We start from the raw sequence: 26355 nt of genomic DNA on the forward strand, positions 1-26355 counted from the left end.
TCTTTCTTTTTTTATTTATAAATATAAATTTATAATGCTAATATTTTCATTGTGTTTTTTCTGAAATTATTATTTTTCTTTACTTTGTTGTTGTTGGCTTTTATAGTTTTTGTAGATTTTAATTAATAAAAAAGGAATGTAAAATGAAATCTATCTTACCAGTGGCTGCTGCTTTTTTGAGTTTTAGCGCTTTTTCCGGCGATCATGTAATCCAAGTCTGTTCTGTTCAAACCCACTCAAATAATCTTGCTTTAATTCAACCTTGTGGCAATTGGAGTTCGAAAAATAATTGTACGTGGAATGGATGGATTGCATGGAGCTTAGATAGTGAAGGTGGTAAATTACTCCATGAAACAGCTCAAAAAGCGCTTACTTTTGGCAATATACATGCTCCTCGTGTAATTGTTAGAACAGATGGAAATTCTTGTTTTGGTGGGTACGATAAAATCCATATGATGAGAATTACTAAAAACCGTTAATAAACAAGGCATTTAGTTTATAAGAAATAGTATTTAGATTTTAATTTTTTTATAAAAAATATAAAGGATTAATAAATGAAAAGGTTTTTACCTGTTTTAGCTGCATTTGTGAGTTTTAATGCTCTATCCGCTGATCACAACATTTCTGTATGCTCCGTACAAGTTCAAACAAATAATATTGCTTTCATACAACCATGTGGTAATTGGTCATCTAAAAATAATTGCCAATGGAATGGGTGGATTTCTTGGAGCCTTGAGCAAGAGGGAGGGAAATTAATGTATGAAAAAGCGCTAGAGGCTTATTCATATGGTGTAAATTCTCCAAGAGTTATTGTTAGAACGGAAGGGGGTTCTTGCTTAAGTGGGCACGATAAAATCAGTATGATTAGAATTACAAGAAAACATTAATCAATTGAAATCAATTCTAACAAGGCGGTATTGTCGCCTTGTTATGTAATTCATCCAGGTATGCTTTTATATACAATAATGATCATTAGTTAAGAAAACCGATCAAGAGTATGATTTTCAACAAGCCGCAGCAGCTTTATATTAAAAGCAGAGAAATCAGTAGGAAGGTACTATCACAAGGATTCTATGTTTTTTGGAAGTTATATCTATATTTCCATACCCTCAAAAATGTTCAAATCGCTGTAGTTTGATTCCGGCCATTTTCTTTTGATTGATACAATGCTTTGTCGGCACGGTTATATAAACATTCTAAAGAGTTATCTTGGCTTTGCACCGATGTCACGCCACAGCTGGCTGTAATGATGAGGCTGTCGTCGTTATGTTGGACAGCCATGTCTTTGATAGCAACTCTAATGCGTTCAGCAAGTTTTGTTGCAAGCTCTACGTTTCCCTCTAGTAAAACAATAAACTCATCTCCGCCAATGCGCATAAAGTGCTCAGATTTACGAATGACCTGATTAATGACTTGGCTAAAGGTTACCAGTACTTGGTCGCCTACATGATGACCATAGTTGTCATTCAACTGTTTAAAATGGTCGATATCAATCATGATCATCGAAAATGGTTGTTGATCTGTTTCCCAGCGTTTTAGCAGTTCATTCCCGACCGTATTCAAGCAGTGCCGATTGTTTACTTTGGTAAGCGGATCTGTCTCGGCACGTTTTTTTTGCTCGGTAATTTCCATTTGAGCGTGAATGTAATTGGCCAACCAGTTGGCAATACATTCTAATTGGGCACAATCCTCTGGGCTGTACACATCGGACTCAAAGCTACCTATATTCAGAGTGCCAACGCATGTACCTGAGTGCTGGAGTGGAGCGTCAATGCATGAATTCAGACCACCTTTGTGTAAAATTTGGCAATCGAGTTCTTTGCTTTGTGCAAGATTATTGTTTAACTCCAATTGCTTATTTGAATAAACTCGACCTACCATAGTGTTACTAATAGGTAGCACGGTATGAGCTTCGATTGCGTTGTTACCACACAGTGCAAATACTTCTAATGTTTCGTCAGATCCATTGTTCAGGCACACACTGGCTCTATCAGATTCAATAATTTTCGGAAGCCAATATGAAATTAAAGTTAATGTTTCATGTAAATCATTCGATTTAGACAAGTCGTTTATAAATGTTATCGGCAGACAAATTGTGTCATGACTGGGTGAAGAAGACATACACATCGGCTAAAGGTGGTTGGTCACGAACTTAGAGTATAGTTCAAGTACCAAAATCATCTAAAATTTGAAGAGAGATAAAAAGCATCAACGCGAGGTGATGCTTTTGGTGTAAAGGTTTGAATAGTTAACTTATGGTTGTCTGCATTGTTCGCTATTAAAATCAACGATAATACTGGTGTCTTTAGTGTCTCCAGACACTTTCAAGTAGGACCAATATTGATTGCCAGCGGGGATGGTAATGCATTCAGACATGGTGCCTGAGTTAGACTCTGCGTCTTTGTCATTATCACTTGGCCAGCCGCCATTTTTATATAAGATGTGTAAATTACTTTGACCATGTGCGGTAGTAATGGCGATGTTGCGTGCTGAATCGACACCACCGATACTTAACCAAAGTGCGCCGTCGCCACCAAGACAAGTGGCTTTTCCGGCTTCTAACCGACCACCAGAAATCGGCGATTGAGCTGCGCAAGCATTAGGGAGCGGTTGGATTGCGTCATTTGACTTGATCGTTACTGTATAGTCTTCAACTTCGCCATCGCCGATATTGCCACAAGCAGAAGTGGCCTCATCATTGTATTTCATAGCAATACGCATTCGAACAGACTTACCTACATTACCGCTCGGGATAGTGGCAATGCCAGTGACAGTGCCTTTGCCTGATAGATTATTGAGTACTTGTTCTGATTGTTCAAATTGTCCGTTTTCATTAAAGTCTATCCACGCAGCCCAGTGCTCTGTGTAGTTGCCCCCTGGGGTTAAGATAAACTGATTATCACCTTCGGTTAGCTCAATTACTTGTGAGGTAAAATCGCTATAGCCATTTGCTTGTGAAGCGTTGCTAAATGCGCCTGATTGCACCTTGGCTATCCATTCATACCTGGTGTTACCTGTTGCTTCGCAATAGCTGATGCTGTTTACGCTAACGCTCGCTTGGGCGCTATGGTTTAGACCATCGTTATCGGTGACAGTTAAGGTTGCTGTGTAATCTCCAGCTTCCGTGTAGCTGTGAGCTGGGTTTGCTTCAGTACTTGATTGGCCGTCACCGAATTGCCAGAGGTAACTGGCAATATTGCCATCTGGATCAGATGAATTTGCACTACTGAATTGAATATCTTTGCCAGCTTCACCAGTATATGGACCGTTCGCAACAGCTATCGGTGCAAGGTTTTGTGCTCTAACTACAGCGGTTGCAATATCACTTGCGGTGTTACCGTCATTATCGGTCACGGTTAATTTAACTGAGAACGTATTAGCACTATGGTAAGCATGCGTCGGGTTTGCTTCTGTTGATGTGTTACCATCTCCAAACTCCCATAAATAAGTTGTGATATTGCCATTTGCATCAAATGATCCTGCGCTACTAAAGCTGATTGGGTTGTCAAGTAAGCCAGAGTAGGGACCATTTGCCTGTGCGACCGGAAAATCGGAGTTTGCGGCTCTTTCATAATAAACAACAAGTGAAGCGTCACTGTATTCTAAAAATGGGTCAATCAATAGATTCAGTGTGCCACCACCTGCTGATAATTCGCAGTATTCGCTCAGTCTTGGTGCGCTGAATGGCCCACAATCAAAAATTTCTTTGGTTGGAACTGCATTCATACTAGCGTACAAATCAGGGTCGCCTTGATACCCACCATTCATTACTGCAATCGTGCGCACAGCATCAGCTGGGATCTCAAATTGATAGGCTTTTGGTTCAGCGCCTTTTGCTGACTTCAAGTCTTTTATTTCAGCTAAAAAAATACGCTCGCAGCCTGAACACAGCGTATTATCAGTGCCTGCAATGATACTCAGTGTCGCATTGGAATAAGCACTATAAGCATCGATAGCTGTATGATAATTTTCGACACTCGATGGCGCTGACAGAGTAACTAGTTCAGGAGAGCCTGCACTTCGAAAAGAGATGAAATCCGCCTCCCAATTATCGCCCGTTTTAATAGGCGTTTTGCCTTTTGACACATACATATCAGGGTCTTCATCGTATCCGTCAAGGTAAAAAGCGACAGCTTGAGTGCCCTCAGGTACCTGAATCTCGAAGTTGTCTATTTTACCTTTTTCACCAGATAAGTTAGTAAAGGATTGGAGAACCTCTCCTTTTGGCGGCACGACTGCACCTGATGAACCATCCCAAGGGTGGTCAGCATTACTGGTATATTCTCCTAAACCTGTGGCGATAAGGTTGGCGTTTGACCAAAGTGTTGCACGGGCAGGGCCATGGAGTGCGGCGGTCATACGATCGACTTGATCCTTGGTAAACATCGCATAATTATCGGAGTAGTGCATAAAGTTTTCGGTATTGGTGGCTTGACCTAAACAGTTTTTTGCGTTGTCTTGCAATATGCTGCTACTCATCTGTGGGGTGTCACAGGTGCCATCTCCAGTCGCGTTACAAAATGGCTCAGAGTGAATAGTACATCCGCCATCAAATGTATGCGGTAAGTTTAGCCAATGGCCAAATTCATGGGTTAGTACGGAGCGAAAGTTTTCATTAGTATTGGCACCAATGTAGTCGCCATTGTATACAACACGGGAAAGCCCATTTTGTGACATGCTTAACTGCGGATACCAAGCCACACCAGAATTATTGGTCTTACCATCATCGTATAAGTCTTGCTGAACATAGATATTCATATACTTAAAGTTATCCCACGCATCAGCAGCGATTTGCTCATCAACGCCGCTGCCTTTACCATAACCTGCTTTTTCTGGATAACGGATAATTCCTGTCGTTGGCTGACCCTTTGGATCGGTTTTGGCTAGCACAAATTCAATATTCAGGTTTTGTCGTATTGCTTGGAATTCTGGGGCAATGGGGCCGTCATCTGTGATGAGGCCTAAAAAATCTTGATTAGACTTGTTGAGTCCATCAATCACTTTCTGCTCCGTAAGGCAGTAAGTCCCTGTGTCACAGTTGTACCTGTCCCCATAGATGTGTACGACAACAGGTATGTAATATCGACCAGCAACGCCATTGCCATTTTGTGCAGCGAAGTCGTCTTGCGCGGCGAGGGTAGTCAATATTTGAGATGAAAAGCTGGTGCTTAACTTTGCTTGCTGTGCGTTTTCTTTTTGAATTGCTGACCAGTTTTGACTGTTGTGGTCGGTACCGCAGATTTCACCTGCATGTTTATGTGTGTGTTGAGTGGCTAAAGCTGCATGTAGTTTACTATCTTCTACTTCTTTACCTGCGAATGAGCTTGCAGATACGCAAAGTAGTGCGGCGGTGATGCAGTTAAGCTTTTTTGAATGTTTAGCTGACGACAAACGCGTCGAGTTAGACAAATACATGTTGTTCTCCTGTCATCTAGTTTTATTGCTAACTTTTGGGTTTATTGCTTATCTGATTTCTGTAAAAGTTAACAAAAGGTATAGTTACCATTCCTCTTGATTGTGGTTTAGTTTTTATATTTCAGTTGTTTAGGATATTTTGTTTATTGGTGTAATACGTGTTTACATGTAATAAACGTTTCTTAACTTACATCAATGAAAATAAATTGTATACAATATATTTTATGTTGTTTTGTTTTTTTGAATTTTTTGTTCGTCTGAATTGGCTATGAAATGATAATTAATTTATAAAATACATGAGGTTATGATGTGTTGAGGTCAGTAGTGAAAAGTGTCTATTTAGTAACCTTGTTACTTGTCTTTTAAACAAGCTTCAGAGAAGGTAGGCAGTTATTTAAAGTTTTTGAACGACATTGGCACCGAGTGAGCGCGTTTTTAATATGCCTGTGCTTTAAATTGCTTACTCTAAACTGCGTTCAGTTGCACACAAATTGTTGCCTGTATTTACTTTGAAAAGACAGGACCATAGAAGCTAAATAACAAGTGACAAAAGCTTCTATGGTGGGTGTCTAGTTTGTCAGTATTGAATGGGATATCTACTACTTGATACTAATTGCTTGCCTGAATTGACTTGTCACACGTTGCAGGATAGCACTTAAATGCTGCTCTTAACCCTTTATAGAGACCTTGATGCAACATAGACATATGAGTTTCATCTTGGAAAACATCATAAGTCCCAGTCGTCTTATCCGATGCGTAAAGCATGTGCCCAGTTCTGGCGATGGCTTGAATGTGAGCCAGATAGTCTGCTGTATCATTTGCAGCATCGTTTTGATTGTGGGCAGCTGCAACATAAATATTAAATGCTTTGCTATTTAATAGGCCGAATGACTGCTCTAACTGGTTTACGGTTGCTGCATTGTCCCACCACATGGACGGGTCGAGTGCGATATACGATTTGAAGGTGTCTTGGATTTGTGGGTTAAGTACCGCTGTCATGGTAAATAGTCCACCTAATGAGTGACCAGCAAGAACCCGAAAGTCATTAGTTCGGTAGTTTTGATCGATAAAAGAAACGACTTCTTGTTTAATAAAATCCTGAAAAATCGCACTTTTTCCGGTTGTTAGGTCCGTGCTGTGGCCGTCGTTGGGTACCGATGGCGTTAAGTCTCGCGTTCTGTGCTCTACCGTATCAATTGCCACTAAAATAGCTTGCGGAATATAGCCAACCATGTTTGCAAACCACATGCTTTCTGCGGTAATAAATTGATACACCGCACCATCTGTTATGTATACCACAGGGTAGCGTTTATGTTGATTTTCAGGGGCATGGTAGCCGGTCGGCAGTGCAACCCAAACGTTTTTGCTCTCAGCCAGTATATTGGGGCTGAATGTATGTGCTAATGGTTCGTGTTTATAAGTGAATGGCTCGTAGTTAGCGAATACAGTAAAACTGAACACCGTGAGTAATAAACCTATGAGTGTTTGCATAAAATCTTCCTTATAATTTAAGTTAAAATGTAGGGGGGTGAGTTAAATTTGTACTGTTTTTTTATCGTTGTTGCAGTACGATTTTTGTAAACTTTTGTTCAAATATTCAGACATCACACCTACAGATTTTAGGTAGATTTAGTGTTATAGCTTGTTCTTTATTATATAATAAAAACAATGTGTTATCATTTTATGATGGTATGCTTAAAGTCTACAACGCATACATCGTTGAGTTGTTCAAACCAATATAGGAGATAGCAATCGATAGAAAAGTGACGGACGGTTACAGCAGCAACTCCTTCCCAGTTTCTCTTTACTCGCAGCTCATAGCAATTTTTTGAAATGAATATAAGTGTATGGTTTTATTTCACTTCTACTATTCATCTACACAATAATAAGGATTCATTTCGTGGCTATAGAGTATAACGGCGGTTGCTTGTGCGGAAACATTCGATTTGTCGCAAAAGGTGAAGCACGCAATCCACACACTTGCTCGTGTAAAATGTGTCAGCGTCATAGCGGTTCATTAACTCAAGTATGGGTGGAGTTTGATAAAAATGACGTTAACTGGGTGGGGTTGGGCGGTATACCGAAAACTTGGCGCTCTTCAGAGTATTCATCTCGTAGCTTTTGTGATGTGTGTGGTAATACATTAGGGGCCATAGATGACGACCCTGTGGTTGCTTTGGTGCTTGGCACTTTTGATTCACCTAAAAGAGTCGCCCTTAGGCCAACCTCACATTCTTACGTATCAAAAAAGCCGAAGTGGTGGCATGTTAGCGCTGAGATTTGATAACCTCACAAATTGTAATATTAATAGATAAGGAGCGTGAAATGATAAAAAATACAATGAGAGTGATAACATGTGATGATCTGTTAAAGCGTGTATCTGGTGGCAGTGGTGGAGATCAACTCCCAAAAAAAACAGGCCGGGCACGGGTAATTAATGACAATGGCTTGTCGTAATCTTCAGTAAAAAAAATTAGTCAAACTTGGGGGGAAACAATCATGAATCAACACGAAAAACTCAATTATGTGGAGTTTGCTGCAAATGATTTGCAAGCGACAAAAGCTTTCTTTACTCAGGTTTTTGGTTGGGAGTTCGTCGATTACGGCCCTGAATATACTGCTTTTACAAACCAAGGGTTAGATGGGGGCTTTTATAAAGCTGATATGTCCAGCCAAGTTGCAAGTGGTGGCGCGCTATTGGTATTTTACAGTCGTGATATTAAGGCAACACAGGCAAAGGTAGTTGAAAATGGCGGTGAAGTTGTAAAACCTATCTTTGAATTTCCAGGCGGCTGTCGCTTTCACTTTGTAGAGCCAAGCGGTAATGAATTCGCTGTCTGGTCAGAAACGCAGTAGTTTGATTTAAATATCTTAGTGAATTAAAAAGCACAACTGATCCATACCGTTACTCAATTCGTTTAGTGAGAAAAGACTAACACGAGATAAAGGTATGTTTGGATTTTTAAAACCTGACCCAGTAAAAAAACTCAGAAAGGCCTACGACAAAAAGCTTGAGCAAGGTATGCATGCGCAAAGAAATGGAGACATTAAGGGCTATGCCATGTTAACAGCTGAAGCTGAGGCTATTTGGAAAGAGATTGAGACATTGCAAAATAAAAGCAATTAGCTTGACGTTGTTAAGATTAATAACGCACAAAAAACGGCCATTCTAAATTAAGGGTATGGTCGTTTTCACTATTTTATTCTTATTTATGGAATAAATAGGCACGTTTCACTTACTGTAAAATGTTATTTATTGTATCCTCCTTGTGAATATGTATTAAAAACAAGGACAACATACGGATGATGACATCGGTTTTCAAATCGGCCAGATTTGCCGCACTCTACACAATAATTGCTAGCACGACACTGGCTGCACATGCTAACTCCGTTGACGATCTAATAAAAAGCACCATGGAGAAACGCAATATTCCAGGGTTGCAACTCGCAGTGGTAAAGAACAATAAAATAGTAAAAGCTCAAAGCTATGGTGTGGCAAACTTACAACATGACGTGCCAGTTAAGAATAGCTCTATTTTTTCGATAAACTCAATGACCAAAGCCTTCACAGGTGTTGCCTTAATGCAATTGGAAGAGCAAGGCATATTGTCAATTGATGATGAAATTGGTAAACACTTACCTGATTTACCCAAATCGTGGCAAAATATTCAAATTAAACATCTGATGGCCCACACCTCTGGTTTACCAAGGATTTTAAGCGGGCACAACATAGACTTAATTGTGAGAGGCAACCCAAAAGCGTCTTGGGATAAAGTGCAAACATTACCTATGGCGTCTGAAGTGAATAGCCAATTTTCTTATAACCAAACGGGTTATGTGATAATCGGTAAAATCATTGATAAATACGTTGATGGTAACTTTATTGAGTTCATAACAGAGCATCAGCTAAAACGCGCTAAGATGACTTTAACCGCTGACGCTGGTTTTGAGTATATGACGCCAGTGATTAAAGATCAGGCTCAGCAATACGTTTATGATGGTCAAAATAAACGCTTTATAAATATTCAGGGTCAGTTTTCATACATGATGAGAACCGCGGCAGGCATGAATTCAACTGCGACAGAATTGGCCAATTACCTGATTGCGCTAACAAACAAAAAACTGACTAAAAACTTGGATGGGCTTTGGAGGCCGGTTGTGCTAAACGATGGCACTATCAGGGGTTTTGATAGCCTGCAAAATGGTTATGCCATTGGCTGGCAAGTGATAGACAGAGAAAATCACCCAGCGGTCAGTGCCAGTGGTGGTAACGCGGTAACCATGGTGTATTACCCAAAAGATAACGTGTCTGTGGTTGTGCTAACAAACCTTGCTGGTGCATTACCCATTCATTTTGCCGATAAAATAGCAGCAGAATTTATTGAAGGGTTTGCATTGTAATCGTCGTTCATTAGCTTATAGACAACTATCTACCCCCTTAAGTTTTGAAAGGGGGTTTTATAGTTTATGTTCATTTAAGTTAGTCATACCTTCACACCAAAAAAATCATTTTTATGACATTAGGCTAACTCGTTAGAATGATTTAACGCATCATTTAAGACTGTACTACACTTTGGAAACAATGACTTCAAATAAGTGTGAGTATGAACACTCAGCTAGGAAACTCTTTTTTTCGCTCGGATTATATGCCGCACGGCCACTGCTATCTATGGCAAGAGCATATCTTATTTACACACGTTATTTCAGACATCATCATAGCCACTGCCTACTTTTCAATTCCTATCGGGTTACTCGTCTTTATACGGTTACGTCCAGATATTGTTAACAAGTCTGTGTTCATATTGTTTAGCTTATTTATATTGTGCTGCGGCATAACTCACTTGATGGGTATTTGGACAATTTGGCAAGGAGTGTATGGACTTCACGGTATAACTAAAGCAGCAACAGCGTTCGTCTCAATCGCTACAGCAATTTATTTGTTTCGTCTTCTCCCAATGGTCAGAGAAATCCCCAGCATCAGTCAGTATCAGGGGGTTAAAGATAGTTTGCGGCAAACTGAAATGGAGAAGACAATGCTGTTCAGTGAGCTGCAAAAGCAAAGTTTGTTTCAATTTACACTCAATGCCTTGCCCATTAGTACCTTGTTATTAGAAGCTGATGGTACGATCAAACTATATAACAAACAATTTAGAAGCGAATTCTTCTCAAAGTGGAATGTTGAAATTCCGATGACTATTCAAGAAATTTTAGACTCAGATGAAAACCAGCTTTCGGAGGAGTTTCTTCCTCAAGAAAAGCCGAAAAGCTCTGAGAAAAAATTTCTTGCTACATTACTTTCTGCGCAGGGCAGTGTCCCAGTAGAGGTAAACCTAGTGCGTGAATCTAGAGCAGATCAACTCGCTATTATTCTGACACTTAAACGAGTGGGGGACATTGAAGAGATTGAATCGGCATTGGTTGAATCTCATGCTCGTTTAGAACGCACTATTAACGCGACGCAGGATGGTATCTGGGAGTGGAATGTTAAAGACAATACGAGCATTTGGTCGAAGAGGCTGTATCAGCTTATTGGTGCAAACCCTCTTTTACCTGCTAATTATGAAACTTGGTTCGATCATATTCACCCGCAATATAAAGAAAAGGTATCTCAAGCGATTGCGGAACATTTTAAGTCTAAAAAGCAATATCGCGTTGAATACTTGGGTAAAAATGCAGAGGGTAAATATGGGTGGTTTGAGGCGATAGGGGATACTCAATTTGACCAAAATGGTGAACCCTTGGTAATGAGTGGTTCATTACGAAATGTGCAAAGAATAAAGGATATAGAAGCCTCGGAAGCTGAAAAAAATAGCTTTTTAAGTGCAATTTATAATGGCTCTAATCATGCTATTTGGGCGTTGGAGGTATTGTCTGAAGATGAATTTAGGTTTGTTATTTATAACGATACAGCCTTAAAACACAGTAATACCACAAGAGAGCAAGTAGAGAACAAAACGCTCACTGAGCTCCAAGATAAGGTGTTTCCCAAAGAGTTGGTTGAAAAAATCAGAACCAACTATCGAGAGTGTTACCAATGTGGCGCGCCTACGTTTTACACAGAAGAATTAAAGCTTGACACATCTCTTTGGTTTCAAACAGGCTTATATCCAGTAAGATCTAATGATGGGCATATTTCACACATTATTGGCATTGCAGTCGACATCACAGAACAAAAACAGGCTGAATTGAAGCTAGCGGATAAAGAAGTTTTTTTGAATAACCTTATCGATAACGCTGTGTGTGGCTTGTACATTTATGATTTCAAATTACAAAGAAACATCGAAATAAATAATCGCTATACGGATATATTAGGGTATTCATTGGATGAACTAAATGCATTTGAAGACATATCTGAGCTTTTCCACCCGTCGGATTTGAGCAAAATCAATGAGCATTTGAATGATGTAATTCAAAGCCATGACAAAGGGCTAAAAACACTCGAGTATCGCTTCAAACATAAACTCGGGCATTGGGTTTGGTGTTATTCGGCTGATTCGGTTGTTAAATATGATGAGCATGGCGAGCCTTTGTTAATGTTAGGCACTTTTATTGATGTAACAGAGCGGATAGATTTACTCGCTCAAGTTCGTGCATCGAATAAAAACCTTGAACGCTTTGCTTTTGCTGCCAGTCATGATCTACAGGAGCCACTGCGTAAAATCACTGCTTTTTCTCAGTCTTTAACGGAAAGGCTGACGATACAAGAGTTGGATGAGCAGAGCAAGTTTGAGCTCGATAGGTTGCAGGCGGCTTCTCACCGTATGCGAGAGATGATCAATGACTTGTTAAGATTATCCAGAATTAATTCTGATGAACTTACATGTTCGTCTTTTGCAGTGGGTGATTTAGTCAGCGAACTTAAAGAAGAGCTGTCAATTTCCATTCAAGAGGCTGGGTTGGAGATCACGCTTACGGGTGAAGGCCATTCTATTTACGCCGATCCGGGTTTAATCAAACAGGTTTTACAAAACTTAATTTCTAATAGTATTAAGTTTGCTAAAAAAGGACTAGAACCCATTGTGTCAATTGATGTGAGCTATACTGATACAGAAGTTCATTTGATTTATCGTGACAATGGTATTGGAGTTGCTCGAGACAAATGTAAGAGTATTTTTGAGCCATTTTATCGATTGCCAAATAAAAACCACCAAAACGGAAGTGGCATCGGCTTAGCAATTGTGCATCAGATAATCAAAGTTCATGGCGGTCATATCTCATGTGAACCGCAAAGCGATGACGGTGGTTTGTGTTTTACAATTGTGCTCAAGAGGTGGAAACATGCGTAAATTGATTCTAATAGACGATGACCCTGATGAAATTTACTTTTTTGAGCAAGCCTGCTCAAAGTTGACGTCTGCACCTGAAATAACGTCTTTTTTTGATGCTAATGAGTTCCTGACGTATCTTGGCACTCATCGCTGTAATGGTAGTGTTATTTTGTTGGACTTAAATATGCCTGATATGGGCGGTCTAGAGCTACTGAAAAAAATAGCTGAACTCGGTGTCTTACATAACCTCATAGTTTTGATTTATACAACGTCTGTAAACGCTCAAGATATCAAAGAGTCTTACCAATTGGGTGCCAAATCTTATTTATCTAAGCCCAGTAGTATCAATGAGCTAACTGCATTGCTGCAGTCTTTATCAGATTACTGGTTTAATCACAATTCAATGCCTGTTTAACATGACCTATTCGGAGTAAGAATATGATGTTAGCTAAAAGCTCGTTTCGTGTCTTATTGATAGAGAATGAATTGGATGATGCTTATATTGCTATGCAGTTATTGCAAAAGGATAGTCAGCACTTTTTCAATGTTGAGCACATACGTGACATTGCCGAGATCGAATCGGTAAAAAATAAAAGTAGTTTTGATGCGGTTTTACTTGATTTGGGGCTTGATGAGAGTTTTGGTCTGGCAACGCTGCAAAGTGCTCGAGAGTTGTTGGGGGATTTTCCATTTATAGTGATTACTGGCACTGATGATAGCGTGCTTGGGGAGCAAGCTATCCGTGAAGGCGCACAAGATTATTTACCTAAATCTGAGCTTTCACCTTGGCTTTTGAGTCGAGCGGTTACGTTTTCCGTAGAGCGACATCAGCTATTAAAAGAAATAAAAGCGAGCACCACTAAAGACACTTTAACATTACTAAATAACCGACGCGCCTTTGACGAAAAACTCAAAGAGCATGTCAACTTGTTCATTAGATACAATGAAAACTTTGCATTGTTATTTATTGACTTAGATGACTTTAAAACGGTGAATGATATGCACGGGCATTTAGCTGGCGATGAGCTCTTAAAGCAAGTAGGGTCAAGGTTAAAGAAAAGCATAAGAGCGACTGACTTTATTGCCCGCATTGGTGGCGATGAGTTTGCAATTATTATCCAAAAGTACAATGAAAAATCTGAACTCTCTGCAGTGGCAAATAACAAGTTAAATCATTTTGATTCACCTTTTATCGTCAATGTGAATGGGGTGAATCAGAGTTTAAATGTGACGCTTAGTATTGGTATCGCAACATCACATGATATAGACGAATTATCTGCTGAGATGCTCATTCATGCTGCAGACAAGGCGATGTACGATGCGAAAAAAGTGAAGGGATGTCAGTTTTGCTTTTTTCAATAAACAATAGCAATGCGGCTAAACAAGATACACACATTATACTCGTTAGAGCAAAGCTTTATGACTGAACACTCGAAAAATTGTTTGAAGTGAAAAGGCTTAAATCATGTGTGACTTAAGTGCGTGCTAGAGCGTAATACTGAGTTTACTACTACACTTGGATAAAGTTTCAAGCATCTGATTATGGTGAATTCTAATTGGACTTTCAAGCAGCTTGCTGGAGGTGTAGGTGGAGCAAACAAACAGTAAAATACTAATAATTGATGATCAACAAGTCATTCGTTTTACTTTGGGTGTCTGTTTAAAAAATATCGGGTTTACTCATATAACAAGCGCTGCCAATGGACTTGAAGCTAAAAAGTGCATCGAGCAAGAGGTATTTTCGATCATTTTTTGCGATTTAAATATGCCAATTGCAGATGGGTTTGAGGTACTGAGGCACCTTGGTGAAATGTCTTTTACTGGTGCGGTTATTGTCATCAGCGATGCCGACCCCGATATTTTAAATTCCACCTCCAATCTCGCCAAAGTATATAACTTAAACATAATTGGGTGTATTGGTAAGCCGATAGAATATGCAACGGTTAAGCAATTACTTAGAGGTGTTAACATTGTTCATACTTCGGCTACAAACCGAGGTAATGATCCAATATCCAGGTCTCAACTCGTCGGGTACATAGAATCAGGCGATTTAGTGCCTTTCTATCAGCCTCAACTAGATTTACGTGCAATGCGTATCAGTGGTTTTGAGGTGTTAGCGAGAATTGTAACGACCGAAAATAAAATTATTTCGCCAGCTCGTTTTATCCCCGTTGCAGAGCAATCTCTAGAACTTGTCACTGCGTTGACAAAGACAATCATTGAAGCTGCCTTTAAGGATATTTCTATAAATGCTAGTTATTTTGAAGGTTTGACCATTGCCGTGAATATCTCGGGGAAAGTGCTCGAAGAAGAGAGCTTTCCGAGTTGGTTAAAAGAACAGGTTGATAAATATGCCATAGAGCCTGAGTTAGTTATTTGTGAACTCACAGAAACGGCGTTAAACAACGATAAAACGAAAGCTGACTCTCAAATTCTTAGGCTTAGAATGCTGAACTTTAAACTATCAATTGATGATTTCGGTACAGGCTACTCATCAATCGCGCAGCTGCATTCACTGCCATTTAATGAATTAAAAGTAGACCAACGGTTTATTGTTGATTGTATTTCTAATCCGAAGTCTGCAGCCATTGTCGAACAGAGCATTCAGATGGCAAAAGCAATGGGATTAACGGTTGTAGCAGAAGGTATCGAAAATAAAGAGGTCGAGGCTTTTGTGAAAGCCCTTGGATGCGATATTGGTCAAGGCTTTTTATATTCAAAGCCCTTGAAACTAGAGGATGTATTGGCTCTTGAAAGTCGTGAACTAGAGCGTCAAGAAAAGGAAGATACGTGAAACTCTCCCAAAAACTCCCGTTACTCTTTTTTGCGTTCGGTATCATCATGCTTGCAGCGGTTGTATCAGTATCTTGGAAAGGCAGAGCAATATTACAGGAAACGACATTAAGCAACATTGAGCGTGAGGCAATACTCTTAATTCGTTTGATAGAAAGAAACTTATTTGAGCGTTATCATGACGCACAAGCCTTTCCACTTTCACTAGGCCTAGACAGTAAAGATAACCTGAAGCAGGTTATCAGTGACCCTAGAATCATAGAAAACCTCAATAATTTTGTACAAAACTATAAAGTTTATCGTCGGATCATAGTGATGAGTCCAAATGGCGAGGTACTTGTTACCAATTCTAAAAACCGTTACGGAAAAGTCCTAACCAGTTCAATACTCTCACCGGCTGAAATACGAGAAAAAAAGTGGTTTATAGATGCGCTAAATGGCAAAACGCTAACACCTGAGCAGCCTCAGAGCAGTTTTGTTATTGGACCAAATAAGTTCCTGATTGACAAAAATGACAATTCATACGACATGATATTTGCCACAACGTTGAAAAACTCACAACAAGAAGTGATAGGGCTGTGGGTTAATGTCGTTGATTTTGCAGCCGTTGAAAATATAGTCGCGGAGACATACACAATTTTATCTGAACGAGGCTTTGTTAGTGCTGAATTAACCATTTTAGATAGTGAAGGGCGCATCATTGTTGACTATGATCCTGTTGGGCAAAATGAAGCTAATTATCAAAGAGACTTTAATGTACTTGATAATCTTAACCTCGCTCAAAATGGCGTGGAAGGCGCCAGATTAGCGGTATCAGGGTTAAGTGGTTCCAACATATCTACGCACTTTAGAAAGCAAGTAGAGCAAGTTACTGGTTACGCACACACTGCTGGGGCCTATGATTATTCAGGATTAGGCTGGTCTGCGCTTATTAGGCTTTCAGTTGACGAGGCATTTGTAGAGTCTGAGGCATTATTTCAGCGTTCTTTTTTAATTGCTGCGGTTTTATTGTCAATTATTTTAGTGGTGGCTTTTTTATTATCAAAGCAAATGGGGAGGCCACTGAGGGAGCTTTCATTCGCAATACAAAAGCTGGCTAAAGGCGAGAAAAATATCAAATTACCAGAAGTATATGGTAAAGATGAAATAGCGTTAATGGCTTCTGAACTGAAAAATCTAAAACGTATTGTTGTTGATAGGGATAAGCTGAGTCGAGAAACAGATGAGCAGCGTTTTCAACTTGATATACAAAGCAGGGCAATTGACTCAACGGCAACCGGCATCATAGTGACGGATGCTCGTCAAGTGGACCTGCCTGTCATATATTCGAATAAAGCATTTGAAGAATTGACAGGTTATACATCAGAAGAGATTTTGGGGAAAAACTGCCGGTTCTTACAAGGTGAAGATACAGAGCAACCCGAAATTGAAGTACTCCATAAAGCGATTAAAAACCAGCGTTCTTGCTCGGTGGTGATCCGTAATTATAAAAAAGATGGCACTCTATTTTACAATAACTTACGAGTAGACCCTGTATTTAATGACCAGGGAGTGTTGAGCCACTACATTGGTGTACAGACTGATATTACAGAATTAAAAACGGCTGAGGATGAAGTAAAAGTAAGCCTTGAACGTGAAATTGAAAAGAGAACGCAAGAAGCGAGAGAGTCAGAAAACCGTTTAAGGACAGTATTTGATACTGCATTAGATGGCACAGTGGTCATAGACAAAGCGGGTATTATTCTAGATGTAAATCGTTCTCTTGAAGTGATATTTGGGCGAGTTAGGGAGGAGCTTCTCGGGGAAAACTTGTCCATTTTAATGCCTCCCGAATACGCAAACCAACATGATGAATTTATTAGTAAATATATTTTAACCGGCAATAAAAAGTTAATCGGCTCTCCTCGGGAGGTGATGGGACTACATAAAAGTGGACGCACTTTTCCGATAGAGGTCTCAGTGGGAGAAACTTGGATTGGTGACACGCAAGTCTTTGTCGGTATTGTTAAAGACATTACCGTTCAAGAAGAAACCAAAGCGCGTGAGATTGAATTGAAGAATGAACTAGAAGAAAGAGAGGTCATTTACCACGCAGCGTTCAGTCAAGCCGCCGTTGGCATTTGTCGAGTTGCTTTGGATGGACGGTTTATCGAAGTCAACGAGAAAATGTGCGATATCTTTGAGCTTTCCGAGTCTGAAATCTTATCGTTAAATTATAAAGATTTGACCCACCCAGAAGACCGTTCACAAAGCAAAACGCTTGTTCAAGATTTGGTAGAAGGCAAACAGCGATCATTCACGCTAGATAAACGATACGTCAATAATTCAGGCAAAGCATTTTGGGCAACGACGTCAGTATCATTGGTATCTGATGCAGATAACGTCGCCAAGTATATGATTGCTGTAGTTGAAGATATAACGTCAAGAAAAGCCATTGAAGAAGAGCTACGCGCTGCGAAGGTAATCAGAGACGATTTACTGAGAGGAATGAGGATAGCTTCTGATGCGGGTGGAATCTGTAACTGGTCGTTGAATATCCAAACAAAAGAATTAAAGTGGGACAACAACATGTTTGATTTACATGGCATTGACCCAGAACAGTTGATGGATTTTGAGCAGTGGCAAGAGGTATTTCACCCAGAAGATGCTGAGAAAACCAAAGGAGCATATCTGCGTGCTATTTCAGAAAAGAGCGTACTTAACGCGGAATATAGAATTGTTAATAAGTTGACCGGAGGCACTCATTGGGTAAAAGCTGCGGCGGATATTAATAAAGATGAGGAAACAGGTCGGGAGATATTATTTGGTATCAATTTAGACATTACCGATGAAAGGCTCATTAATAAAGCGCTAGAAAAAGAAACCGCAGCAGCTATGCGAGCTAATGAGGCAAAGTCTAGGTTTTTGGCAACGATGAGCCATGAAATACGAACGCCAATGAATGGTGTGATAGGGATGGTTGATTTGCTTAAAGAAACTCAACTGACCAGCGAACAAAACACCATGATAAGCACAATACGAGACTCTTCGTTTTCATTGCTTGAAATCATTAATGACATTCTTGATTTCTCAAAAATTGAGTCTGGCCAAATGGAGTTAGAGTCCACCGAAGTGAATGTGTTGAATTTAATTGAAAAAACACTTGAAGCACTTTGGGTGAATGCCAATCAAAAAGGCGTTAATTTGTTTTTACTTTATGACTACAAGACGCCGGAATTTATTCGACTAGACCCTGTTAGAACCAGACAAATTTTACTGAACCTGCTTGGTAACGCGGTTAAGTTTTCGCAGCGGGATGATGCAATTGGCAACGTATCTGTTGGCGTTGCTTATAATCATAAGGCTTGTGAGCTGGAAATTGTTGTAAAAGATAACGGCATTGGGATGACCAATGAGCAAATTGGCAAATTGTTTAAACCATTTACGCAAGCTGATAGCTCGACAACACGCAAGTATGGTGGGACGGGACTAGGTTTAAGTATCACTAATTCATTCGTAAACTTAATGGGTGGACAGATTGATGTCGAGAGCAAGATCGGTATCGGTAGCCAGTTCTCTATTCGGATCCCAGCTGAAGCTGATAGCTTGTCTAACGAGTTTGATGACTACAATTTCAATGGTGTTGTTTTTGAGTTGAAATTTAAAAACGCAGCGTTAGAACAAACCTGTGAGCATTTAATACAGTCCCTTCAAGGTGCAACTATCCGTAAAAATAGCAAAGAGCACTCTAATAGCTGGGTGGATGACAAAGTAATAACAATATGTGATGAATTGGTAGAGATAACGGCTAACAGCGGTCAAAAATGGTTGGTGTTAGAGGATAACCATACCAAACCAAAAGGTGTCAAAGATGCGGAGATTTATATTGTTGGCTCTCACCCACTAAAGGCTAGTGAATTTATTACTGGGCTTGCAATACTCTCAGGACAAGAAAGCCCTGAATTCGACTGGAGTGAAAGCTTCTACGGCCATGATGAAGATATGAATGAGGATATACATCCTGAGTTTGCTGATTGTGTGATTCTATGTGCAGAAGACCAGCCGACCAATCAATTGGTGCTGTCTCAGCAGTTAACAACATTGGGATATAAATTTGAAATGACATCAAATGGCCTTGAAGCTTTAAGAAAATGGGAGTCTGGGCACTTCTCATTATTATTAACGGATTGCCATATGCCTAAAATGGATGGATTTGAGCTCACTTCTGAAATTCGTAGGCTAGAAACTGAGCTTAATAGGCCAAGAACCACAATTGTTGCCGTTACTGCTAATGCTTTGGTGGGAGAGGCTGAACACTGTTTAGAAGCTGGGATGGATGACTACATTGCCAAACCGGTAGAGCTGAAAACGCTGCGTAATACGTTAGCCCTTCGTTTAAGGGGCATGGCGCTTAGACAAGAAGCCACAGAGGAGCCAGAGATAAACGAAATTATTAGCTCAGAGCCATGCAAACTGATTGATTATGAGCACCTTTGGAATGTGATTGGTTGCAATGATGAGGAAATGACACGAGCGGTGCTCTCTATGTTTTGGGAGAGTGTTTCTAAAGACATTGAGACCATTAAAGAAGCCGTAGCAACAAACAACTTGGATAATGTAAAAAGCTTAGCGCATGGGGCCAAAGGGGCGGCGGCATCGAGTGGTGCCCTTGGCCTAAGTGAGTTATTAAAATCAATAGAAAAGAATAGTAATGACCTAAAATATCTTGAATCGACCTTAGTTGATGTACATGAAATGATGGGTGAATTAGAGCAGCAGCTAGTAAAAGAAAACATCATTTAGTTGGGTAGGCACATGATTGATGTTGAAACGTTAGACCAAATCCCCTTTAATAATTTTGAAGAAGCGAGTCGAAGTACGCTTAGATATCTTAAAAAAAGATATGGGTATGGTATCTGGATGATGACCAGAAAGCACGAGCAAGAGTGGATCATCTTGCACGTAGATGGTGACAAATATCAGATACAGGAATTAACAACGTTAGTATGGTCTGACTCCCTTTGTAGTCGAATGGTAAAAGGACAAGGGCCTCGTTGGGCTGGTATTGTTGAAGATGTTGAGGCGTATAAGACGGCACCGATTTTTCATGCGCAAAACATACAGTCTTATGTTGGGATACCAATTTTATATGCCAATGGAGAGCTGTTTGGTACTTTGTGTGCGATCGATACTGAACCTGTATTCAATCAACCTGCAGAAGCCCCTCAAACGGTTGAATTGATCTCCAAGCTTTTATCTAGTTTGCTACAGGTTGAATTACGAACAGTATTGGCATCTAGGCAACAGGTTGGGCATTTACCTAAACAGCTTACTGACAGCGCAACAGGGTTTTTAAATCGCTTAGGCTGGTCTCTGTATATAGAAAAAGAAGAAAGTGACATACGAGCCATAGGCACACCTGTCTATATCATTGCGCTAGACATCATTGGGGCTGGCAAAGATGGTATTGTGGAACAAAAAGATATTCCGTTACTGGTTTCAATTATTCAAACAAATTTAAGTAACTACGGCTTTATTGCTAGGTTGGGAGAAAATATCTTTACTCTACTTGTCGCTGATAAAACACAAGAGCAGTTCGATAAGCTTGTTCATAGTTTCGCGCAAGATATGACAGACTCACACATCAAATTTTCTATTGGTATACAAAAACACCCTTATTCAGCATCTTTGGAATCCACTGTGGTGAGTGCTATCAAGAATGTGGCCAAATATGAAAAATTAAAAGGAGAATAATATGAAAATCCTAAGGACGACATTGCTCTTGTTACACCAATCGACAGAAGTTGTTGATATGCTTGCCCCTATTTTAAATAGTCTGTTTGAAACTGTGCACTTTGCACATATTGAAAAAGAAGAAGCCAAGTTAATCGGCATCCTTGAGCAAGAGCATAAAAGCCTCATTTTTGCACATGCATTTGAATCACCAAAAGATGCGCTCAACTCTATTAATAAACTTAAGAAATTAGATGTGTTTCAAGCTGTAGTGAAGTGCCCAAATTTCGATATTTTGTTTTGTGATAAAGTGCAAAGAGAAAATGCTTTTAAATTATGTGAAAAAGAGGTGTTTTATACATATGAAACGTTCAAGCCGATATATGACATTAACAAGATAAAGCTGACCCTTATTAGATTATCACAGCACTTAGAGTCACAGGTTGATTTGTTAGAAGTTGAGTCTGAGAATAAAGAAATGGGAGACAATATAAAATCAAGCATCGAATCAATAGAAGCGTTACAACAAAACGTTGCTAAACAAGCTGGTGAAAGTGCGAAAGAATTCGAGCATATCACGTCTCCTTTAGATACATTACTTGCCCATGTTCCTCCTGCGGAGTGGGAAAAAGCGTTCACCCGCATTGTCAGGGCCTTACCCGAATCTGTTCAGCGTTCATCTGTTGACTCTTTTTCATTGCAAGCAGTGAGAGATCACCTTGAGCACTATAAAAATAATAGTGTTCAGATGCTTAATGCGTTAGCTGAGTCTTTGGATTGTGCAAAACCACAACTGGTATCTAAAAAAACAACGGTGATTGTTGCTGACGATCAGCCTGTTATTCAAAAAATCATATCAAATATTCTCGAGCGCAGAGGGTTTAAAGTTGAGCTTGCTAACAATGGCGTAGAAGCAGTCATGAAAGCGAAGGTTATGGAGCCCAGTTTAATTTTACTGGATATCGATATGCCTATTATGGATGGTTTCGCTGCCTTACAAGCAATTAAAGAAGTGGATGGGGTAAAAAATGTGCCAGTGATGATGCTGACGAGCCACTCAGATAAGGAAATGATCCAGTCTTGTATCCAACACGGTGCGGTCGATTATGTCGTAAAGCCGACTTCTGCCAAAATACTACTTGGCAAAATCCTTAAAGTGATAAACTTATGATTAAATGCCGCTTTTTAAAATTCATGTAATTGCTATAAATATAAAGGCGGCGCGACACAAAAGCGACTTACTGTGCCCTTAAAGATTATTAATGCAAGGGATATGAGTGAAAGCACTTTTTTTATTCAGTATTTTATTTATCGAGGCTTGCATGCCAAGCAATGTCTACGATGCACCTAAAACGATGGACTTGATAGCCAAAACAGAAGCAGCCGCACCAAACTCTATTTATGGCGTATATCGTTTTAAAGTTAAGTCTGCCGCAAGGCGAGGAAATGTTGTATTTTTAAATACTGAAGATGATTATCGTGATAGGCGCAGTGTTGCAATCGTACTGGATTTAGAGGAAATAAAACAGCTTACTGAACTGCATGGACAAAGCCCAGAAGTGTTCTTTTTGGATAAACAAGTAGAAGTTGTTGGCGAGGCGTATAGAGCAAAAGTTAATCTTTATTGCCTACCGGGCGTTAAACCAACAGAGTACTATTACCAAACATGGATATCAGTACAACATTATGATTTTATTAAAGTAATAAACGAGATAGAAGAGGTGACTCAAACCGAGTTTAAGTCACCATAAAGACTATTTTCGAAGTGAAATAGAGTTCGCTTCGATATCAATCTTGCCTTGCTTGAATAAGCCACCAATGGCTTTTTTAAAGTTAGCTTTACTGGTTGAGAAAGCTTGCTTGATAAGCTGAGGGTCTGACTTGTCACCTAAAGGTAAAAAGCCGTTGTTTTCTTCTAGCTTGGCAAGAATTTGCTCACCAAGGCCTGAAATCTTTTCGATCCCCGGCTTTTCAAGTAATACATCAATTTTGTCGCCTTCGCGTACTTGCTTAATAAAGCCTTTCATACGCTGGCCGATGTACATACGCTTAAATACCGTATTAAAGAACACCATGCCAAAGTGCGTTTCATTAATAACCACCTTATAGCCAAGATCTGTTTTAGCAGCCACGATTAAATCGACTTCTTGGTTTTTCTCGTAATTCGCTGGTGTTTTATTAACAAACTTATTGAGGTTACTTGAAGCGCACAAACGCTTGCTGGCATTGTCCAAATAAAGCTTTACAAGGTAGCTATAGCCTTCACGCATTTTTGGCTTTTGCTCGTTGTATGGCGCAAGTACATCTTTTGCAATACCCAAGTCCATAAATGCACCAACTTTGTTGATTTGCTTGACACGAAGTAAGGCAAATTCACCGACTTGTGCGATAGGATCTTTGGTAGTTGCACAGGCATGACCTTGGTTATCTGAGTAAATAAAGACTTCGACGTTATCGCCTTCTTCTAAATATTCAGGTTTTTCATCCAAAGGTAAAAATACATCACCCAGTTCTTTACCGTCGAGGTATGCGCCTTCTGCACAGATCTCTTCAATCATTAAAAATTGCTTAGTTCCTAGCATGGTTTATTCCTCAGTTGGCTTTGGTTTTCTGCGAAGTGGTGCATGACCATCCACATCAAATGGTGCTGCAATCGGCTTTTTCGGTGCTTTAGGCTTTTTAGTAAACTTACGTTTTTGTTCTGGCTTGTTCGCTTTTTGCGGCTTCTTACCTTTATAAGCTGGCTTTTTCGGCTTTTCTTTAAAGCCTTTAAATTTACCTTCTAAACCTTCTACTGTGTGGAAAGTCAGTTCTTCTTTTAAGTACTGTGCAATTGCTTTATAGCTCTTCCAATCTTTTGGACCAACCAGTGATGCTGCAGTGCCTTTGAACCCTGCACGTCCAGTACGACCGATACGGTGAACGTATTCTTCCGCTTGCTTTGGCAAGTCAAAGTTGATTACGTGTGTCACGTTTAATAGGTCAAGACCACGTGAAGCGACATCGGTAGTCACTAACACTTTATAAATGCCACGGCTAAATGCATCCATGATATCTAGGCGCTTGTTTTGCGCTAAATCTCCTGCAAGGCCAATTGCTTTGATGTCCATCTCATTTAACAGCTCACTTAAACGCGTAGTGTCTTGGCGAGTCGCGGTAAAGATGATGCACTGGCCAACTTCGTCTTGTTGTACAAAGTGCTTAAGTAGTGCTTCTTTGTGATCAAGGTGGTCTGCGAAATACAACGCTTGTTGAATGTCACCGTGTTTTTCGTTACTGCCACTTAATAAAATCTTTTTTGGAGACTTTAAAAGTGCTTTGGCGGTAATCTCAACTTGCGCGTGCTCTAAGGTCGCTGAGAACAACATAGTTTGACGAAGGCGGTGGTCAGCTTGGCTGTTAATCGCATTAAGCTGCTTGTCAAAGCCCAAATCAAGCATTCGGTCTGCTTCATCAAAAATAAGTAGCTCAAGGCCAGACAAGCGCAGAGATTGCTGCTCTAGGTGGTCAGTAATACGACCCGGTGTACCAATCACAAAGTGCGGGTTTTTACGTAGCGCTTTAACCTGATCATTAAAGTTCTCGCCACCGAGTACCTTAGTGGCTGTCATCGCAGTACCTGCGATTAATAGACGGCACTGTGAAAATACTTGGTTAGCAAGCTCTCGGGTAGGGGCAACAATGAGTACACGTGGGTCGCGTTTACTCAGCGCTTTTTGTTTCATTACACGCTGAACAGCAGGTAATAAAAACGCCAAGGTCTTTCCTGAACCGGTTTTTGACTGGGCAAAAACATCGTGGCCTGCAAGTGCGGTAGGGATAGCATGAGCTTGGATCTCTGTTGGCTCATTAATTCCTTGATGTTGTAATTGCTTCTCAAAGCGTAGGTCAAGGCCGAGTTCGGAAAATCTCAAAGTTACTTTCTCCAATCATTATTCTAAAAAACGCGCCATTATAGCAAAGTGCCAGACAAAGGCACTATATAAATATAGGGTTAAAACTGTTTTTGCTTTTGTTTTAATCACTTGGAACAAAATCTCAGCACTTGATTCTGCGTGTTTTGCATTTGTTTCATAAATCCGTAAAATACACGCCTCAGCGCCGGATTTACGATTCGGTTTGTGCCTACGCGTCGTGTTTAAGTGTAGGTTGTTTTAAAGCTTATAAAAGAGAATTATTATGACTAAACCTTATGTTGTTTGTGCAATGTATAAGTTCGTTTCATTGCCTAACTTTGAGCAGATCCGCCAACCTTTATTGCAAGTAATGGAAGAAAATGAAGTGCGTGGTACGCTACTTCTAGCAGAAGAAGGTATTAACGGTACCGTTGCTGCGCAGCGTGAAGGCATTGATGCATTACTAGCATGGCTAGACAAACAACCAGGTTTAGACAACATCGTTTACAAAGAGTCTTTCGACGAAACATGTCCGTTCTACCGGACTAAAGTGAAGTTGAAAAAAGAGATCGTGACCATGGGTGTACACGGTATCGACCCGAAAAAAGTGGTAGGTACTTATGTTAAGCCTGAAGATTGGAATGCACTTATCTCAGACCCAGAAGTAGTACTTGTTGATACACGTAACGATTACGAAATTGAAATCGGCACGTTCAAAAATGCGGTTGACCCAAAAACTAAAACTTTCCGTGAATTCCCAGAATGGGCAGAAAAAAACCTAGATCCTAAGAAAAACAAAAAAGTAGCCATGTTCTGTACTGGTGGTATTCGCTGCGAAAAATCAACTGCTTACATGAAAGAGCAGGGTTTTGAAGAGGTTTATCACCTAGAAGGCGGTATTCTTAAGTATTTAGAAGACGTGCCAAAAGAAGAGACAATGTGGGAAGGTGAGTGTTTCGTATTTGATAACCGTGTTGCGGTCGACCATGACCTAAACAAAGGCTCTTACGAGCAATGTCATGCATGTCGTATGCCTATTACTGAAGAAGAAATGCAATTAGAGCAGTATATGGAAGGGGTTTCTTGCCACCACTGCTTCGATAATGTGACTGAAGAGCAAAAAGCACGTTTTGCAGAGCGCCAAAAGCAAATGGAACTGGCAAAAGAGCGTGGTGAAGGCCATATCGGTCATGAAGCGCAAGAAGCACTTCGTCAACGCAAAGAGCAAAAACAAGCGCAAAAAGAAGCGCAGCGTAAGCAATCAGCTTAAT

Annotated in this window: 21 protein-coding genes; 16 read left to right on the top strand and 5 right to left on the bottom strand. The window is 40.1% G+C overall.

What is annotated here, in order from left to right:
- The first annotated feature begins 143 nt into the window (after positions 1–143).
- Entirely contained in the window at positions 144–479 is a 336-nt protein-coding gene (locus tag S4054249_RS09910) for a hypothetical protein (protein ID WP_063881471.1), read from the top strand.
- A 75-nt stretch (positions 480–554) separates the two neighbouring features.
- The gene (locus tag S4054249_RS09915) at positions 555–887 is read left to right on the top strand and encodes a hypothetical protein (RefSeq protein ID WP_046357882.1); all 333 of its coding nucleotides are present in this window, start codon (positions 555–557) and stop codon (positions 885–887) included.
- Positions 888–1119: 232 nt separating this feature from the next.
- Here S4054249_RS09915 and S4054249_RS09920 read toward each other — a convergent pair whose 3' ends face one another.
- From S4054249_RS09920 to S4054249_RS09930, 3 genes are all read right to left on the bottom strand, one after another.
- Entirely contained in the window at positions 1120–2121 is a 1002-nt protein-coding gene (locus S4054249_RS09920) for a sensor domain-containing diguanylate cyclase (protein WP_046357881.1), read from the bottom strand.
- Positions 2122–2253: 132 nt separating this feature from the next.
- Complete coding sequence (locus S4054249_RS09925) at positions 2254–5415, bottom strand: M43 family zinc metalloprotease (RefSeq protein ID WP_046357880.1); 3162 nt, start codon at positions 5413–5415, stop codon at positions 2254–2256.
- 609 nt (positions 5416–6024) lie between these two features.
- Positions 6025–6906, bottom strand: a complete 882-nt coding sequence (locus S4054249_RS09930) for an alpha/beta hydrolase (protein WP_046357879.1) — start codon at positions 6904–6906, stop codon at positions 6025–6027.
- Between the two features lie 409 nt (positions 6907–7315).
- Between S4054249_RS09930 and S4054249_RS09935 the strand changes: the two genes are divergently transcribed.
- The 13 genes from S4054249_RS09935 (at position 7316) to S4054249_RS09985 (ending at position 22939) form a co-directional block, all read left to right on the top strand.
- Positions 7316–7699: a GFA family protein gene (locus S4054249_RS09935; protein WP_046357878.1), complete on the top strand. Its 384-nt coding sequence runs from the start codon at positions 7316–7318 to the stop codon at positions 7697–7699.
- 41 nt (positions 7700–7740) lie between these two features.
- The gene (locus tag S4054249_RS27155) at positions 7741–7872 is read left to right on the top strand and encodes a hypothetical protein (protein WP_256370554.1); all 132 of its coding nucleotides are present in this window, start codon (positions 7741–7743) and stop codon (positions 7870–7872) included.
- Positions 7873–7914: 42 nt separating this feature from the next.
- Positions 7915–8271: a VOC family protein gene (locus S4054249_RS09940; RefSeq protein ID WP_046357877.1), complete on the top strand. Its 357-nt coding sequence runs from the start codon at positions 7915–7917 to the stop codon at positions 8269–8271.
- 94 nt (positions 8272–8365) lie between these two features.
- On the top strand, positions 8366–8542 hold the full coding sequence (locus tag S4054249_RS26300) for a DUF6435 family protein (protein ID WP_145925006.1): 177 nt from the start codon (positions 8366–8368) through the stop codon (positions 8540–8542).
- A 176-nt stretch (positions 8543–8718) separates the two neighbouring features.
- Positions 8719–9816, top strand: a complete 1098-nt coding sequence (locus S4054249_RS09945; protein WP_052961122.1) for a serine hydrolase domain-containing protein — start codon at positions 8719–8721, stop codon at positions 9814–9816.
- 203 nt (positions 9817–10019) lie between these two features.
- Complete coding sequence (locus tag S4054249_RS09950; protein WP_046357876.1) at positions 10020–12701, top strand: PAS domain-containing sensor histidine kinase; 2682 nt, start codon at positions 10020–10022, stop codon at positions 12699–12701.
- A complete protein-coding gene (locus tag S4054249_RS09955) occupies positions 12694–13098 on the top strand; it encodes a response regulator (RefSeq protein ID WP_046357875.1) in 405 nt (134 codons plus the stop codon). Before S4054249_RS09950 ends, S4054249_RS09955 begins: the two co-directional genes overlap by 8 nt.
- A 23-nt stretch (positions 13099–13121) precedes the next feature.
- Positions 13122–14045 (top strand): GGDEF domain-containing response regulator, encoded by a 924-nt coding sequence (locus S4054249_RS09960; RefSeq protein WP_052961121.1) that lies wholly within the window; start codon positions 13122–13124, stop codon positions 14043–14045.
- A gap of 226 nt (positions 14046–14271) precedes the next feature.
- A complete protein-coding gene (locus S4054249_RS09965) occupies positions 14272–15477 on the top strand; it encodes an EAL domain-containing response regulator (RefSeq protein ID WP_046357874.1) in 1206 nt (401 codons plus the stop codon).
- Positions 15474–20258: a PAS domain S-box protein gene (locus S4054249_RS09970; protein WP_046357873.1), complete on the top strand. Its 4785-nt coding sequence runs from the start codon at positions 15474–15476 to the stop codon at positions 20256–20258. Before S4054249_RS09965 ends, S4054249_RS09970 begins: the two co-directional genes overlap by 4 nt.
- Before the next feature lie 12 nt (positions 20259–20270).
- Entirely contained in the window at positions 20271–21209 is a 939-nt protein-coding gene (locus tag S4054249_RS09975; protein ID WP_052961120.1) for a GAF domain-containing protein, read from the top strand.
- Between the two features lies 1 nt (position 21210).
- Positions 21211–22359: a response regulator gene (locus tag S4054249_RS09980; RefSeq protein WP_052961119.1), complete on the top strand. Its 1149-nt coding sequence runs from the start codon at positions 21211–21213 to the stop codon at positions 22357–22359.
- Positions 22360–22465: 106 nt separating this feature from the next.
- Entirely contained in the window at positions 22466–22939 is a 474-nt protein-coding gene (locus S4054249_RS09985) for a hypothetical protein (RefSeq protein ID WP_052961118.1), read from the top strand.
- A gap of 3 nt (positions 22940–22942) precedes the next feature.
- Here S4054249_RS09985 and S4054249_RS09990 read toward each other — a convergent pair whose 3' ends face one another.
- Positions 22943–23770, bottom strand: coding sequence for a CvfB family protein (locus S4054249_RS09990; RefSeq protein ID WP_046357872.1), 828 nt, complete (start codon positions 23768–23770; stop codon positions 22943–22945).
- A gap of 3 nt (positions 23771–23773) precedes the next feature.
- Positions 23774–25102 (bottom strand): DEAD/DEAH box helicase, encoded by a 1329-nt coding sequence (locus S4054249_RS09995; RefSeq protein WP_046357871.1) that lies wholly within the window; start codon positions 25100–25102, stop codon positions 23774–23776.
- Between the two features lie 265 nt (positions 25103–25367).
- Between S4054249_RS09995 and S4054249_RS10000 the strand changes: the two genes are divergently transcribed.
- Positions 25368–26354 carry a rhodanese-related sulfurtransferase gene (locus S4054249_RS10000; RefSeq protein ID WP_046357870.1) on the top strand — a complete coding sequence of 329 codons (987 nt, stop codon included), beginning with the start codon at positions 25368–25370 and terminating at the stop codon, positions 26352–26354.
- Position 26355 lies beyond the last annotated feature (1 nt).

Source organism: Pseudoalteromonas luteoviolacea (genome assembly GCF_001750165.1).
GTDB lineage: Bacteria > Pseudomonadota > Gammaproteobacteria > Enterobacterales > Alteromonadaceae > Pseudoalteromonas > Pseudoalteromonas luteoviolacea_G.

What these genes read in the sequence shown, in the direction of transcription:
- S4054249_RS09950 (WP_046357876.1), top strand. Translation starts at nt 10,020, where the DNA reads ATGAACACTCAGCTAGGAAACTCTTTTTTTCGCTCGGATTATATGCCG.
- S4054249_RS09930 (WP_046357879.1), bottom strand. Translation starts at nt 6,906, where the DNA reads ATGCAAACACTCATAGGTTTATTACTCACGGTGTTCAGTTTTACTGTA.
- S4054249_RS09975 (WP_052961120.1), top strand. Translation starts at nt 20,271, where the DNA reads ATGATTGATGTTGAAACGTTAGACCAAATCCCCTTTAATAATTTTGAA.
- S4054249_RS09980 (WP_052961119.1), top strand. Translation starts at nt 21,211, where the DNA reads ATGAAAATCCTAAGGACGACATTGCTCTTGTTACACCAATCGACAGAA.
- S4054249_RS27155 (WP_256370554.1), top strand. Translation starts at nt 7,741, where the DNA reads ATGATAAAAAATACAATGAGAGTGATAACATGTGATGATCTGTTAAAG.
- S4054249_RS26300 (WP_145925006.1), top strand. Translation starts at nt 8,366, where the DNA reads ATGTTTGGATTTTTAAAACCTGACCCAGTAAAAAAACTCAGAAAGGCC.
- S4054249_RS09960 (WP_052961121.1), top strand. Translation starts at nt 13,122, where the DNA reads ATGATGTTAGCTAAAAGCTCGTTTCGTGTCTTATTGATAGAGAATGAA.
- S4054249_RS09915 (WP_046357882.1), top strand. Translation starts at nt 555, where the DNA reads ATGAAAAGGTTTTTACCTGTTTTAGCTGCATTTGTGAGTTTTAATGCT.
- S4054249_RS09940 (WP_046357877.1), top strand. Translation starts at nt 7,915, where the DNA reads ATGAATCAACACGAAAAACTCAATTATGTGGAGTTTGCTGCAAATGAT.
- S4054249_RS09925 (WP_046357880.1), bottom strand. Translation starts at nt 5,415, where the DNA reads ATGTATTTGTCTAACTCGACGCGTTTGTCGTCAGCTAAACATTCAAAA.
- S4054249_RS09920 (WP_046357881.1), bottom strand. Translation starts at nt 2,121, where the DNA reads ATGTCTTCTTCACCCAGTCATGACACAATTTGTCTGCCGATAACATTT.
- S4054249_RS09945 (WP_052961122.1), top strand. Translation starts at nt 8,719, where the DNA reads ATGATGACATCGGTTTTCAAATCGGCCAGATTTGCCGCACTCTACACA.
- S4054249_RS09955 (WP_046357875.1), top strand. Translation starts at nt 12,694, where the DNA reads ATGCGTAAATTGATTCTAATAGACGATGACCCTGATGAAATTTACTTT.
- S4054249_RS09910 (WP_063881471.1), top strand. Translation starts at nt 144, where the DNA reads ATGAAATCTATCTTACCAGTGGCTGCTGCTTTTTTGAGTTTTAGCGCT.
- S4054249_RS09990 (WP_046357872.1), bottom strand. Translation starts at nt 23,770, where the DNA reads ATGCTAGGAACTAAGCAATTTTTAATGATTGAAGAGATCTGTGCAGAA.
- S4054249_RS10000 (WP_046357870.1), top strand. Translation starts at nt 25,368, where the DNA reads ATGACTAAACCTTATGTTGTTTGTGCAATGTATAAGTTCGTTTCATTG.